Below are 14,247 nucleotides of genomic sequence, written 5' to 3'. Positions count from 1 at the left end.
AAATAACAATTTCTCATGTCGATATATCGAAACTACGATGGCAGCATCTGACTGATCACCTCGTTCGACGGCCGCGCCCCCGGGGCGTCTGCTTAGATGGACTGAACCGGGCAAGCGCTCTTTGTCAGCGCCGTCGCGCCGATCGTCATCGTCAACCTCCAACGGACCCGTGCTCTCGTTCCTACTGAAGCTGCGTGCGCGTGCCGCCACGCTGTTCCGACTGTCCGAGATCCATACGATATTCGTGTGGGCGGCCATCGTTGGCATTGGCGGTGCATTTGCGACGATCGCGTTTCGCGAGGGCATCGAACTGATTCAACGCGCATTGACCGGCACAAGCGGCAGCTTCGTCGCGATGGCAAAAAGCCTGCCGTGGTACGTACGGTTCTGGCTTCCCGCGGCGGGTGGCCTGCTTGCCGGCTTTGCGTTGCTGCTGGCTGCGCGCGGTGCCTCGAAGGGCAGCAAGGGCGATTACATGGAGGCGATCGCGTTCGGAGGCGGCGACGTGCCGGTGCGACAGAGCCTATGGCGCAGCGTGTCATCCCTGCTCACGATCGGAACAGGCGGCTCAATAGGCCGCGAAGGGCCCATGGTTCAGCTTGCCGCGCTAGCCGCGTCGCAAGTTGGCCGATTCGCGAACTTCGATCCGCCGCGCATGCGTTTGCTCGTGGCGTGTGGCGCCGCAGCCGGGATTACATCCGCATACAACGCACCAATCGCAGGGGCGTTTTTTGTGTCCGAAATCGTGCTCGGCGCGATCGCGATGGAGACCTTCGGGCCGATGGTTGTCGCGTCGGTGGTCGCCAACATCACGATGCGCGAGTTCGCCGGGTACAAGCCGCCTTACGAGATGCCGGTGTTTCCTGCGGTGACTGGGCTCGAGGTGCTTTTGTTCGTCGTGCTCGGTCTGCTGTGTGGGGCGGCCGCACCGCAGTTTCTGCGCCTCGTCGACGCGACTAAGCGATATTTCGGCCGGTTGCCGTTGCCGCTGCCTATGCGACTCGCGGTGGGCGGGCTTATCGTTGGCGTGATCTCGGTTTGGGTGCCAGATGTTTGGGGCAACGGCTACAGCGTGGTCAACCAGATACTGCATGCGCCGTGGACTTGGCAGGCGCTCGCGGTGCTGCTGGTGTTCAAGGTGCTCGCGACAGCAGGGACCGCCGGCTCCGGCGCAGTCGGCGGGATCTTCACCCCAACGCTGTTCGTCGGCGCGGCATTTGGCGCGCTGTTTGGGCTGGGGATGGATGCGCTGTGGCCGGGTCAGACGTCCGCGTCGTACGCGTACGCAATCGTCGGCATGGGCGCGTTTCTCGCCGGCGCTACCCAGGCGCCGCTCATGGCGGTCCTGATGATCTTCGAGATGACGCTGTCCTACCAGGTCGTGCTGCCTCTGCTCGCGTCGTGTGTGGTCGCCTATTTTGTTGCACGTGCGACCGGCCGGATGTCGATGTACGAGATCACGCAGCGGCACTATCAGGACGCGCAGACGCGCGTGCGGCTCAAGGCGACGCAGATGCGGGAGTTGATTCAGCCGGCCGCCACTGTCGTGCCACTGACGGCGAGCGTCGCTGACATGGCCCGCGTGTTTCTCGAATACCCGGTGAAGTATCTGTATGTGACTGACGACGTCGGGCACTTTCGCGGTGCTGTCGCGCTGAAGGACATCACCTCGGATTTGCTGGAGAAAAACAATACAGCGCACAAGACCGCCGCAGACTATGCGCATACGCCGTTTCCACTCCTGACGCCCGACATGCCGATTGGCACGGCGCTCGAGCTGTTCATGCGTTTTCAGGGCGAACGGCTGCCAGTGATTTCGAGCGAGACGGAGCCAATGCTCGCCGGCGTTGTCTACAAATCATCGCTGCTTGATGCGTACCGGCGGATGAGTGGAGAGGGGTGACAGGGCGGTCGTCGCTAACGAGGTCCGTGCCGTGACCGGGTCATCCCGGTGGGGTTTATCTGCAAGCTTGGGAAAGCATCCCTCTGCAGGGGCCGTCTTGGCATCGTGATATTCAAGGCCGGCACCGCGGTCGGCACCGGCCTTATTGCCATGACATGGGCGTCGCGCCTAATTACGCCAGTCCCGCCTCACTGCGCAAGCGCAGGGCAGATCGCGTGGCATCGCGGATGACCTGCTCCATATCCAGGGCCATGAATTTGCCGCCGCGGCGCAGTATGCGGCCGTCGACCATGACCGTATCTACGTTACTCGGTTGCGCTGAGTAGACGAGCGAATTGAATGGGTCGATCACCGGCGCAATGTTGATGTCGTCGGTACGGATCAGCACGATATCGGCGCGCTTACCAGGGGTCAGCGATCCGACTCGGTCGGCCAGGCCGAGTGTCTTTGCGCCGTCGATTGTGGCCAGTTCAACGAGCCGACGCGGCGTGAGTTTCACCGTGGTGTCGCTACGAGTGCGGTGCGCCCAAAGGAGCGCGCGCATTTCGTTGAAGAAGTTGGCATTTGCCGATGCTGCGGCGGAATCTACGGACAGCCCCATCTGGGCGCCCAGTGCTTCCATTTCGGCGAATTGCGTGTACCCGCTGCGTACCGTCGAGTATTGGATTTCGATCGAGGGCGCGATGCTGATCCCGACCTGATTCGCAACGAGCAACTGACGCTCTGGCGCGGTGAAGCCTTGGGGATGCACCAGCAAAAGCTCGCGCGTGAGCCAGTTGTTCTTGGCCATGATGTCGATGATGCCGTGCGTGAGGTTGCCGTAGTGCAGGGTGTATGGCAAATCGAGCGCGCGCGCATTCGCTATCGATGTGCGTAGATCCTCGAGCACGCTGGCGCGCATCGAGCCGTCTTTTTCCATGGTTGGCGCTACGATGACACCTAACGAGAGAAGCGGACTCTTGGGCAACACCTCATTCTTTACTCGCGCGACGTCTTGCCAGTCCATGGGGACCGGCGATGGCTCACCGAACCTTCCATAAGAGAGCCGGGCTCGAACTCCAAGGTCGTTAAGCGCTTTCAGATCAGCGGCGGCGTGGGCCGGGGAGGGTACGTTGTGGCAGAAGTCGTGAACAGTCGTGATGCCAGAACTCAGGCCTTCCACGACACCCAGGCAGACGGAGTTGTAGATGTCCTCGGGTGTCATCCGGGCACCCGCGCGAGCCTTACTTGGGAAATAGCCGAATTTGGGATCGTCTCCACGGATGGAGCCGCGCAGCACGCTTGTCCAGAGGTGCTGATGGGTGTCAACGAAACCCGGCATGACGATCGTTCCACTGGCATCGATGACAGTTGCGCCGGGCACGGTGATCGACGTGCCGACGGCAACGATCTCACCCTTTTTCACGTGAACATCGCCACGGGGGTATTCGCCGAGTGACGGGTCCATGGTCAGGATGTAGCCGCCGCGCAAGATGTATTCCCCCTGTTCCGGAAGACGGCGCGCGCCAGTCGCGGCCGTGAGCGCGCCCGCGGTGGTACTGAACAAGGCTGGTACTGCGGCGCCACCGGTTATCGCTCCGCATGTTTTCAGAAAGGTACGGCGTGAGTAAGGGGGTACGTGCTGCATCGGTAGTCCGTTTTTCAAAGTAGATGCGCGCCAAAGCGCGATTGGGTCTGTGTTCGCGTTTGTCCGTCCCGCGCCTTTTCCGGGGCGGCGCGTTCAGACGGCGCCGGTCATCGCCGGCGCGCGCTGGAGTTAGAACGTGTGTTGCATGCTGAAGGTGCTGATGAACTGCCGGGCATTGTTCGAGGCGCCAGGCGAGGCGTTAACCTGAGCGTAAGCGGCGCGACCCGACGCCAATTGCCACGCTGCGTCCACATACACCATGGTCCGCTTGGAGAAGCGGTAGCTGAGCATCGACGTCAGCTGATTGGCGTGAACGCTGTTCAGCCGCTCGTTACCACGCATGTACGTATAGATCGTCGACAGCGTCCAGGCCGGGGTAAAGCTGTATCCCACGCTGATATCGTTGGCATTGATAAGGGCGCCCGTCGCTGTATTGCGCGTGAACGTCGTTAAAGCCGAAATCAAGAACTTGCCTGTCTCGTAACGGGCGCCGATCCCGACGTTTCGGATGCCGTCGTTGCCGTTGTTAATGGATGGCGCCTTTGACATCGTATAGGCGGCCCCAATACCGACTGGGCCGGCATCGTAGTTGACACCGAAGCTGGTCGAACTCGATTTGCCAACGCTACCGGCCGTCTCGCCAAACCCGTACATCGCACCGAACGTCAGACCATTGAAGTCGACACTCTTGAATTTGACGGTATTGGCGATGGCCTCGCCATTCACGCGGTCGAAGTCAAACGCTGCCTGTGGGGAATAGGGGACGGTAAAGCTGGGGAATGGCCCCTGATGCGCCGCATAGGAGCCGGCAGCAAAACTGGCCGGGTACTTGTTCAGCGTCAGGGTGTCGAACATGAAGTCACGCTGGTTCCCGAAGGTCAGCTTGCCATACTGGTTAGATAGGCCGACATAGGACTCGCGCGAGAAAAGACTGCCGGGTCCGCCAAAGACTGTGCCGCTTTGGATGCTGAAAAGCGAGCCAAGATAAAACAGTGCCTTGTTGCCACCACCGAGATCTTCTTCTCCACGGAAAATCAATGCGTTGGGTCTGAAGATTCCCGGATTGGCGCGATAACTGTTGTTGCCACCGACATTGCTGACGTAGCCGACTCCGGCATCAAGAAGTCCGGTAATTTCGACCTTGCTCTGTGCATGCGCCGAAGATGACGCAGCTCCGACGATCGTTCCAATCAATGCGGTAGCGCAAATGAAATGTTGGTGATTTTTCACCCTGATTCCCCAATAAAAGTCTTGTTGTTTGCGATGAGTTGTGACGACGACGCTGTGCCAGTGATGTGGCCTCTGACGTCGTGAATGACTCGCCGAAAACCAGGATCGTGTTCTGGTTTTCCGAGCGCGCAGCTTGTATGCTTTATTTATAAATAGTTGACACTTAAACTAAATGAGCAAATTTTCTGCGGCGATGAAGTATTTGCTGATGAGTCGCCAAGCGACCGATTCACCCTCTCGGGCGATGCGAAGGCAGCTGGAGCTGCGTCAAGAAGGAATCAGCGCAACCCGCAAACGGCCGCGGCTCTTCTAGTCCCGGCGCCTCTGGGTGTCGCTCGGCAGTTCGTTGAAGCGCGCCGCGTAATAGGCTGCGAAGCGGCCAAGATGCCCGAACCCATATGCCAACGCGGTCTCGGTAATGCTCGCGCTGGGGTCGAGCAATAGGCGTGAGCGGACAGCGTCGAGCCGTGCGTTACGCAACAGTTCCATCGGAGCGATTCCGGCGTAGCGGCGGCATAGCGTATTCAGCGTGCGGGAGCTCACACAGGCGACCCTGGCGAGATCCTCCAGCGAGACAGGTGCGCAAAGGTGAGACTCGATATAGGCGATGACTGCATCCATCTGCCGCGCGCCGCGATTGGAATGCGTGTTGTCTGACTCGCTTGGCAAAGCAGCGTGCACGAGAGACATGGCGGTTTGCACAGCGTCTTCGGGCTGGTGCAATAGTAAGAACGACGCCAGATGCCGTTCGAATTGATCCACCCATTTGGAATGTGCCTCCGGCGTTCCAGCAGGGGAGAGCAGGTTGAGCAGCGAATGGGCGAGCAACTCCCACTGCATTTCCAACGCGCGCGGCATGAGGAAGCCTGGTACCAGCTTCATGGGCGTTTCTTCGCGTGCGATCGCCTCGTGCAGCAGGCTGTGGGGAACCTTGACGATCATTTGCTGGTTCCCCGGGCTCCAGCGCAGGCGGATGCGTTCTTTCGGCGCGAGTACAGCCGTGCGCCCTTCCGCGACCCAAAGCCGATGGCCGTCGCATTCAATCTCGGCGCCACCGCCCAGCGAGGTATGTACCAGCGCAAAATTATCGAAGGGGCGCGCAGAGACTTCCACCTCTGCGCCATAGCGCAGGGCGTAGATTCTCAGGCGGTTCAGCTGGCCTTTGAACATCGCGGCGTCGGGCACGCCAGCTTTCCAGCGGAGCACATGGTCGGCAAGTTCGAGTGCGACTTGTTCATGCGCTTCGACGCGGACATCGGAGCGGAAAAGCGGATTCCTATATAGGGCTGTCAGGACGGGGGCCCGCGGCGAGAGCGGCATGGTTTGTCTCCATTCTGGCCTGCGGCAGTGTGAATGTGGTGCTTGCGTCTCTGCGCAGTCGTGTCCCGTTCGCTGCATCGCACGGTGCGTGCACGATGGCGGGAACGCCCTCCATTCCAGGCTGCTGTATAGATCCAGTTCGTTGGCGAGGGATCGCCGCCCCTCTTATGCGATTGATCTTGCCACAGCGCTCCCTGGTAGAGGTAAGGCTCGGTGGTGATGCAACGCAGATTTGCCAGAACCGGATAGGCGCCGGGGGAACCGTTGCCACTTTAGGATAGTCCCGCTACGCATCGCAAGAAACGGATTTTCCGTCAGCGCAAGCTCACGGTTTCCGGATAGAGGCCGGCCCGGTGACGCTGAGCGATTTCCCGGACTGCACTGCCCCATGCCAGCTCTTCGCGATCGCGGCTGCACTGTGAGCCGGCTCGCACTTCTACCCGTTCCGGTGTTGCCGCCGCACCGACTCCGCTACAAGACCCGCCGTATTTCCGGAACCGGATTGCCCGGATCCGCTCCCTTTCCAATTCCGGATGGCCGGCACGGTATTCGCCAAAACCGGATCACTGCTCCGCGCGAATCCACCATTTCCGGATAGTCCCATGGAGCAATGGATTCCTACACTCGGTCCATTCCCAATACCCATAAATTCTGCGGAGACAGCCATGTCAAGCTCCTCAACGGTGGCCACCGGCACCAGCGATCGGCTGGTTTCATTTCCACAGCCCGACGGCTCGTGCGTTCCCTACAGTGTCTTCAGTTCGCAAGAGGTGTACGAGCGCGAACAAGAACGCATCTATCGCGGGCCACACTGGAGCTTTGTGGCGCTGGCTTGTGAGATCCCGAATCTCCACGATTTCAAAAGCACGTTTGTCGGTGACACGCCGGTGGTGGTTACCCGCACCGCCAGCGGGTTTGCTTGCTGGGTCAATCGCTGTGCACATCGCGGCGCGATGGTTTGCCGCGAAAAGCATGGCAACGCTGCCTCGCATACCTGCGTCTATCACCAGTGGAACTACTCGTGCGAAGGCGACTTGCAAGGCGTGCCGTTCCGGCGAGGGCAAAAGCAGGGAACGATCATGCTGTCCGGCATGGCCAAGGCATTCGACCCATCGCAGCACGGCCTGCAGAAACTTCGGGTCGAAGAGTACCGGGGCCTTTTGTTCGCCACGTTCAGCGATGAGGCGCCCGCACTGGCTGACTACATTGGCCCTGAGATGCGCCCATGGGTGGACCGCGTCTTCCACAAGCCCATCGTCTACCTCGGATGTACGCGCCAGTACTCGAAGTCGAACTGGAAGCTTTACTTCGAGAACGTCAAAGACCCGTATCACGCGAGCCTGCTTCACCTGTTCCACACGACGTTCAACATCTTCCGCGTCGGCATGAGCGCTCGGTCCATCCCGGATGCGACGCACGGTTTGCACAGCCTCATCACCGTGACCAAGCCCAAGGTGGAGGCAAATACGGCCGCGGCATACACGGACCAAAAGATCCGATCGATGCAGGATGGCTTCGAGCTGCAGGATCCGTATGTGCTGGGTCAAGTCTCCGAATTCGAAGAAGACTGCACCAACCACATTCAGCCGATATTCCCGCAGCTGGTTATCCAGCAGATCCACAACACGTTGGTCGCGCGTCAACTCTTACCCAAGGGGCCAAACAATTTCGAGTTGGTGTTCCATTTCTTTGGCTACGAGGATGACACGCCCGAACTGCGGGAGCTACGTCTTTTGCAAGCCAACTTGGTGGGGCCAGCGGGCTACATCTCGATGGAAGACACCGAGGCGACCGAGTTGGTGCAGCGAGGCACTGTCCGCGACGGTGATAAGACTTCTTACATGGGCATGGGCCTGGATTCGCCTGAACAGACCAACAGCAATATCACCGAAAACCTGATTCGCCGCTTCTGGGCGGGTTATCAGCGCGCGATGGGGTACTGAGATGAACAATAACCTGCAGCTCTGGATGGAAATGAGCGCGCTGCAAAACCGCTACGTGCACGCCATCGACAACAATCTGCTTGAGACGTGGCCAGAGTTTTTCACCGAGGACGGCACCTACACAATCATCTCGCGTGAGAACGCGGACCGCGGCCTGCCTGCGCCGATCATCCACTGCCGTAACCAGAAGATGATGCGCGATCGCATCGTTGCACTGCGCCACGCCAACATTTATGAAGCCCACGGCTATCGGCACGCCCTCGGGGGGCTCGTGATCGAATCCGAGAGCGCTGCAGAGGTACGAACGGTGTCGAGCTACATCGTTGTCAACACCGGTGCGGCAGGGGATTCGGTCGTGTACCAGGCAGGCGTTTACCGCGACACGGTCGTCAAGTGTGGTGGGGGGTGGTACTTCAAGGAAAAGCGGGTCATCTACGACACCTCCAGGGTCCAAACGCTTCTCGCAACGCCGATCTAGGAGTCACTCAGATGAGCTATTGGCATGATGTCGGCAGCACCGACGATTTTATTGAAGACGAACCGCGTGCCGTTGAGGTGGCCGGCGTCGCGATTGCGGTTTTCCGCGTTGGCGAAGAGCTATTCGCGCTGCATGACCTGTGTACACACGAGCGCGTTCCGCTGTCCGAAGGGTTTGTCGAAGACGGCTGCGTTGAGTGCCCGCTGCACCAGGGGCTGTTTGACCTGCGCACCGGCGAGCCACGCAAGGCTCCCTGCGTGACGCCTGTCCAGACTTATCCGGTGCAGGTGAAGGACGGACGGGTTCAGATCCTCATGTTGCCCGCCGTGGTGGCTTCGTCCTGAAGGCTCGCAGCACCATGGACACCAACGTAAGCACCATTGTCGTACTCGGAGCGGGACAGGCTGGCGCTTGGGCGGCGCGCACCCTGCGACAGGAAGGCTTCAAAGGCCGTCTGGTTTTGATCGGCGATGAAGCTCACCCTCCGTACGAGCGCCCACCGCTTTCCAAGGGGATCTTGGCAGGGGAGGCGCAAGCCGAGAGCCTGCACATTCTTGACTCCGCAGCACTCGCCGAGCTTTCAGTGGAATGGCTGGGAAACACCCGCGCAGTGGAGATTGACCGACGCGGCAGCCGGGTGGTGCTAGCCGATGGTCGGGTGATTCCCTATGAAAAATTGATCATTTGCACCGGCGGACGCGCTCGCGCGCTGATGGTTCCGGGGAGCGATCTGCCGGGAGTCCATCTGCTGCGCACCATTGATGACACGGTACGGCTTGCTCCTGTTTTACGGCCAGGCGCGCGCGTCGCAGTGATTGGTGGCGGCTGGATCGGGCTTGAGGTTGCTGCGACCGCGCGCAAGCTTGGTGCTGCAGTCACGGTGCTCGAGACGGCGCAGAGATTGTGCGAACGAAGCGTACCTGAAGCGTTGTCAGCGTACTTGCTGGAGCTTCATGCCGCGCATGGTGTCGAGGTGCGTCTGGGTGCGGCGGTGACGAGCTTCTCATCGGATGACGCAGGCGGGCTCGACGTCGTGTTGTCAGATGGGCAAGCAATCCGCAGCGATGTTGCAGTGGTTGGCATTGGTCTGATTCCCAACGATGAACTGGCGCGCACCGCAGGGCTCGAGTGCGACGGTGGTGTGCTAGTCGACGCCCAATGCCGGACATCGGACCCACACATCTTCGCTGCAGGTGATGTTGCCGTTGCGCGTAATAGCTGGGCTGGTCGGAGATTGCGGCTGGAGTCATGGCAGAACGCTCAAGAGCAAGGGATTGCCGCGGCCAAGTCTGCACTGGGGCAGCACCTGGAGTATGACCCGCTGCCGTGGTTCTGGTCGGATCAATACGGTACGAACCTGCAAATCTATGGCATCCCAATGCCTGCGCATCAGATGGTGATGCGCGGTAATCCTGCCGCGGGCAGCTTCGTCTGCTTTTACCTGGAAGGCGACCGCTTGATCGCCGCTTTGGGTAGCAACGCCGCGCGCGATTTGCGTTTTGCCAAGCGGTTGATTGAGCGGCGAACGCAAGTCAGGGGAGAGGATCTCGCCAATCCGGAAGTGGCGCTGGCGAAGCTATGAGCGTGGCTACCGCGGCTGGGGATTCACTCCAGTAAGCCGCAAAAACTATAAACAGGAGGAGACATGCGGGAAATCGACATTCAAAAGATGGCCAGCGAGGCAAGGCTGCGAGCCTTTCACTACGGTGTTTTGATCTGGTGCGCCGTCATCATTATTTTCGACGGCTATGACCTCGCGGTGGCAGGCATTGCATTGCCGTCCATCATGAAAGAGCTTCAGGTGGACCCAAGGCAGGCAGGCGTTCTCGTCAGTACGGCGCTTGTCGGGATGATGGTCGGCAATATCCTGATGGGCACGCTTGCTGAAACGATCGGTAGGCGCTGGACCATCGCCATCTGCATTGCGCTGTTCAGTGTATTTACCGCTGTCGCTGGCCTGTGCAGCAGTCCGATGCAGTTCGGAGCAGCACGCTTCCTGGCTGGCATCGGCATTGGCGGCGTCATGCCGAATGTGATCGCGCAGATGACCGAATACGCGCCAGGGCGCGTACGCAGCACGATGGTGACGTTCATGTTCAGCGGCTACTCCATTGGAGGCATGCTGGCCGCGGTGCTGGGCAAAGGCCTGATTGAAAGCTATGGCTGGCAGTCCGTCTTCCTTGCTGCAGGCCTGCCGGTTCTGCTGATTCCATTCATCCTGAAGTCGATGCCGGAATCGATGCCGTATCTGATCCGCCGTGGGAAGACTGACGAGCTGAAGCGGCTTATGGGCCGTATCGACGCAAGCTACCGGGCCAGCACTGACGATAAATTCGTCCTGAGTGATACCGGCATTGCAACGCCGAGTGCGCCCGTGAACCAGCTTTTCCAGCAGGGCCGAACTCGTAGCACGTTGATGTTCTGGCTGTCCTGCTTCATGTGCTTGTTCATGGTGTACGCCCTCAGTTCCTGGCTCACCAAGCTGATGGCTAACGCTGGCTATAGCCTCGGATCTGCACTGGCTTTCGTACTGGTGCTGAACTTTGGCGGCATGGTTGGTGCGATCGGCGGCGGATGGCTTGCCGACAGGTTCCATATCAAGCACGTCCTGATTTGCATGTACGTACTCGCGGCGGTTTCTATCACGCTGCTTGGGCATCCCATGCCAACGGGCTGGTTGTATCTGCTGGTGGGCTTGGCAGGCGCGACCACGATTGGCACACAAATCGTCGGGTGTGCCTATGTGGGGCAGTTCTATCCGGTGGGTTGTCGTGCCACCGGGATTGGCTGGGCTCTTGGCGTGGGCAGAGGTGGTGCAATTCTCGCACCCATCGTGATTGGGGTCCTGGTCGCCATGGGTTTGCCTCTGGAGCAGAACTTCATTGCCATCGCAGTACCGGGCCTGGTGGCTGCAGTGGCAGTACTGCTGATCAATCACGCTCGATCAGCCATGCCAACAGGCGTCAGTGTGAGCCTTGCCGATGTAGGCCAACCGGCCAAAGCCAACACGTAAGTAAAAGATGCAACGCGACAGGGTACGCCGTCTTGCGGACTTCTCGCGGCGGTCTATTCCTGACGCGTTGAAGCATGCGGCCATCTAGGGATGCCACAAATAGATAAATGAGCCAACCCAATCTGATTAAGCAGTAGGCGAAATGAACCACGCGACGATTGAACGTATCGAAACCAGCCTAGTGGATTTGCCGACCATTCGGCCCCACAAGCTTTCGGTGGCCACGATGCATGGTCAAACGCTGATGCTGGTGAAGGTGTACTGCAGCGATGGCGTTGTCGGCATCGGGGAAGGCACCACGATTGCCGGCATGGCCTACGGCCCGGAAAGCCCCGAAGCGATGAAAATCGCGATCGACAGCTACTTCGCGCCCGCCATGATCGGCCGGGATGCCACACGCATTCGGGCGCTGATGGCGCATCTGGACAAGCTGGTGAAAGTCAATCACTTTGCAAAGAGCGCATTGGAAACGGCGCTGCTCGATGCGCACGGCAAGCGCCTCGGTGTGACGGTGAGCGAGTTGCTTGGCGGCCGCCGCCGTGATCGCCTGCAGGTGGCGTGGACGCTTGCGTCTGGCGACACTGCGAAGGACATCGACGAAGCGCAACACATGCTCGATGTGCGCCGTCACAACATCTTCAAGCTGAAGATTGGTGCCAAAGCCCCCAAGGTCGACATCCAGCACGTGGCCAATATCAAGAAAGCGCTGGGGGACAACGCGGTTGTACGCGTAGATGTGAACATGGCATGGAGCGAAACACAGGCTGCATGGGCGATTCCCGCGCTGGCCGACGCGGGCTGCGAGTTGGTCGAGCAGCCGGTGGCATCGGTGGCGGCGCTGGCGCGCCTCATGCGCCGCTTCCCCATCGCGCTGATGGCCGATGAAGTTCTGCAGGGCCCGCAAAGTGCATTCGAGATTGCGAAGCAGGGCGGCGCCGATGTCTTTGCGATCAAGATCGAGCAGAGCGGCGGCCTGTTCGCCGCGCAGCGTGTCGCGGCGATTGCGGACGCGGCCGGCATCGAGCTGTACGGCGGCACGATGCTTGAAGGCGCGTTCAGCACGGTGGCTTCGGCGCATCTGTTCGCGACCTTCGCGAATCTGCAATGGGGTACCGAGCTGTTCGGACCGCTACTCATCACCGAAGAGATTCTGACCGAGCCACTCGACTACAGCGATTTCCAGCTCACCGTGCCGAATGGTCCGGGTCTTGGTATCACGCTTGACGAAGAGAAGGTCAAACGCTTCACCCGCGACGGACTGATGAAGACCACGCGGTAACTCCCCACGTTTAGAAGGACGCAGACGATGCTTTTCCACGTACGCATGGACGTGAATATTCCTGCCGATATGCCCGCGGAGGTGGCCGACGAGATCAAGGTGCGCGAGAAGGCGTATTCGCAGGACCTGCAACGCAGCGGGAAGTGGCGCCATATCTGGCGACTCGCCGGCGAATATGCCAACTACAGCATCTTCGATGTGGAGAGTAACGCCGAGCTGCACGACGTGCTTACCGCACTGCCGCTGTTCCCGTACATGAAGATTTCCGTGACACCGTTGTGCCGCCACCCGTCGTCCATCCGGGACAGCGATGCCTGATTTCCGGCGTGCGCCAAGTCAATGCCAATTCCCCGCCCAAGACAAAAGGAGACCGAGATCATGAGCGTTCAAGTTTTTCAAACCAAAGAAGTCCAGGATTTGCTGAAGGCTGCCGCCAACCTGGATGGCAGCAGCGGCAACGCGCGCTTCCAGCGCATCGTCCACCGTTTGCTTGGGGACCTGTTCAAGGCCATCGACGACCTCGACATTTCTCCCGACGAAGTCTGGGCAGGTATCAACTACCTGAACAAGTTGGGCCAGGACGGCGAAGCAGCACTGCTCGCGGCGGGCCTCGGCCTCGAAAAATATCTGGACGTGCGGATGGACGCTGCGGACAGGGCAGCCGGCATTGATGGCGGTACGCCCCGCACCATCGAAGGCCCGCTGTACGTTGCAGGGGCGACCGTGCGGGATGGCGTAAACAAGATCGATATCAACGCAGATCCGGAAGCCGGTCCGCTGGTCATTCACGGCACGGTTACCGGGTCGGACGGCAAGCCGGTTGCGGGTGCAGTTGTGGAATGCTGGCATGCCAATTCGAAGGGCTTCTATTCTCACTTCGACCCGACCGGCGCACAGACGCAATTCAATCTGCGAGGCGCGGTGCGCACCGGTGTGGATGGCAAGTACGAATTCCGCACCCTGATGCCCGTGGGGTACGGCTGCCCGCCGCAAGGCGCGACCCAGCAACTGCTGAATGGGCTTGGTCGGCACGGCAACCGCCCGGCGCACGTGCATTTCTTCGTCACGAGTGATGGTCATCGCAAGCTCACGACGCAGTTCAACGTCGAAGGCGATCCGCTGATCTGGGACGATTTCGCCTATGCCACCCGCGAAGAGCTCATCCCGCACGTCATCGAGAAGAGCGGCGGTGCGGAACTCGGCCTCAAGGACGACGCGTACAAGTCGATCGAGTTCAACATCGCGCTCACTTCGCTCGTCAATGGCAAGGACAACCAGATCGTGAATCGCCTGCGCACAGAAGCGACGGCGTAAATGCAGGCAGGACGGCGGCGGATGTAGAGCGCGCCGCCGTCGCTCGTGTGGCTGACATAGTGCGCAGATCCGAACGGAAAATCGCGGTCTGGTTTAGAACGCGCAGCCGGTGCAAGTCAGGTACCGACTCATCGCCGACT

Annotated in this window: 12 protein-coding genes; 9 read left to right on the top strand and 3 right to left on the bottom strand. The window is 60.0% G+C overall.

Annotated elements, in window-relative coordinates; genetic code table 11:
• The first annotated feature begins 169 nt into the window (after positions 1-169).
• Positions 170-1,903 carry a ClcB-like voltage-gated chloride channel protein gene (locus NG900_RS12845; RefSeq protein WP_252680756.1) on the top strand — a complete coding sequence of 578 codons (1,734 nt, stop codon included), beginning with the start codon at positions 170-172 and terminating at the stop codon, positions 1,901-1,903.
• A gap of 172 nt (positions 1,904-2,075) precedes the next feature.
• Here the strand turns inward: NG900_RS12845 and NG900_RS12840 are convergent, their stop codons facing one another.
• The 3 genes from NG900_RS12840 to NG900_RS12830 form a co-directional block, all read right to left on the bottom strand.
• Positions 2,076-3,449: an amidohydrolase family protein gene (locus tag NG900_RS12840; protein ID WP_252680754.1), complete on the bottom strand. Its 1,374-nt coding sequence runs from the start codon at positions 3,447-3,449 to the stop codon at positions 2,076-2,078.
• Between the two features lie 210 nt (positions 3,450-3,659).
• A complete protein-coding gene (locus NG900_RS12835; RefSeq protein ID WP_252680752.1) occupies positions 3,660-4,760 on the bottom strand; it encodes a porin in 1,101 nt (366 codons plus the stop codon).
• Between the two features lie 309 nt (positions 4,761-5,069).
• The gene (locus NG900_RS12830; RefSeq protein WP_252680750.1) at positions 5,070-6,080 is read right to left on the bottom strand and encodes an AraC family transcriptional regulator; all 1,011 of its coding nucleotides are present in this window, start codon (positions 6,078-6,080) and stop codon (positions 5,070-5,072) included.
• Between the two features lie 665 nt (positions 6,081-6,745).
• On the opposite strand from NG900_RS12830, the gene andAc reads away from it, so the two are divergent.
• From andAc to catA, 8 genes are all read left to right on the top strand, one after another.
• Positions 6,746-8,023, top strand: coding sequence for an anthranilate 1,2-dioxygenase large subunit AndAc (andAc, locus tag NG900_RS12825; RefSeq protein WP_252680748.1), 1,278 nt, complete (start codon positions 6,746-6,748; stop codon positions 8,021-8,023).
• A 1-nt stretch (position 8,024) separates the two neighbouring features.
• On the top strand, positions 8,025-8,501 hold the full coding sequence (andAd, locus tag NG900_RS12820; protein WP_252680746.1) for an anthranilate 1,2-dioxygenase small subunit AndAd: 477 nt from the start codon (positions 8,025-8,027) through the stop codon (positions 8,499-8,501).
• Positions 8,502-8,512: 11 nt separating this feature from the next.
• On the top strand, positions 8,513-8,845 hold the full coding sequence (gene andAb, locus NG900_RS12815) for an anthranilate 1,2-dioxygenase ferredoxin subunit AndAb (protein WP_252680744.1): 333 nt from the start codon (positions 8,513-8,515) through the stop codon (positions 8,843-8,845).
• 14 nt (positions 8,846-8,859) lie between these two features.
• Positions 8,860-10,083, top strand: coding sequence for an NAD(P)/FAD-dependent oxidoreductase (locus NG900_RS12810; protein ID WP_252680742.1), 1,224 nt, complete (start codon positions 8,860-8,862; stop codon positions 10,081-10,083).
• Positions 10,084-10,146: 63 nt separating this feature from the next.
• A complete protein-coding gene (locus NG900_RS12805) occupies positions 10,147-11,514 on the top strand; it encodes an MFS transporter (RefSeq protein WP_252680740.1) in 1,368 nt (455 codons plus the stop codon).
• Positions 11,515-11,656: 142 nt separating this feature from the next.
• A complete protein-coding gene (locus tag NG900_RS12800; protein WP_252680738.1) occupies positions 11,657-12,793 on the top strand; it encodes a muconate/chloromuconate family cycloisomerase in 1,137 nt (378 codons plus the stop codon).
• Positions 12,794-12,820: 27 nt separating this feature from the next.
• Positions 12,821-13,111, top strand: a complete 291-nt coding sequence (catC, locus tag NG900_RS12795) for a muconolactone Delta-isomerase (RefSeq protein WP_252680736.1) — start codon at positions 12,821-12,823, stop codon at positions 13,109-13,111.
• Between the two features lie 60 nt (positions 13,112-13,171).
• Complete coding sequence (gene catA / locus NG900_RS12790) at positions 13,172-14,107, top strand: catechol 1,2-dioxygenase (RefSeq protein WP_252680931.1); 936 nt, start codon at positions 13,172-13,174, stop codon at positions 14,105-14,107.
• Positions 14,108-14,247 lie beyond the last annotated feature (140 nt).

The sequence above is a fragment of the Ralstonia soli genome, assembly GCF_023955655.1.
GTDB lineage: Bacteria > Pseudomonadota > Gammaproteobacteria > Burkholderiales > Burkholderiaceae > Ralstonia > Ralstonia soli.
This window is presented reverse-complemented; position numbering and strand designations above follow the sequence as displayed.

Bases quoted from the DNA above. Each gene is read 5' to 3' on its own strand.
- catA (WP_252680931.1), top strand. From the start codon at position 13,172: ATGAGCGTTCAAGTTTTTCAAACCAAAGAAGTCCAGGATTTGCTGAAG.
- NG900_RS12800 (WP_252680738.1), top strand. From the start codon at position 11,657: ATGAACCACGCGACGATTGAACGTATCGAAACCAGCCTAGTGGATTTG.
- NG900_RS12805 (WP_252680740.1), top strand. From the start codon at position 10,147: ATGCGGGAAATCGACATTCAAAAGATGGCCAGCGAGGCAAGGCTGCGA.
- andAb (WP_252680744.1), top strand. From the start codon at position 8,513: ATGAGCTATTGGCATGATGTCGGCAGCACCGACGATTTTATTGAAGAC.
- andAc (WP_252680748.1), top strand. From the start codon at position 6,746: ATGTCAAGCTCCTCAACGGTGGCCACCGGCACCAGCGATCGGCTGGTT.
- NG900_RS12810 (WP_252680742.1), top strand. From the start codon at position 8,860: ATGGACACCAACGTAAGCACCATTGTCGTACTCGGAGCGGGACAGGCT.
- andAd (WP_252680746.1), top strand. From the start codon at position 8,025: ATGAACAATAACCTGCAGCTCTGGATGGAAATGAGCGCGCTGCAAAAC.
- NG900_RS12830 (WP_252680750.1), bottom strand. From the start codon at position 6,080: ATGCCGCTCTCGCCGCGGGCCCCCGTCCTGACAGCCCTATATAGGAAT.
- catC (WP_252680736.1), top strand. From the start codon at position 12,821: ATGCTTTTCCACGTACGCATGGACGTGAATATTCCTGCCGATATGCCC.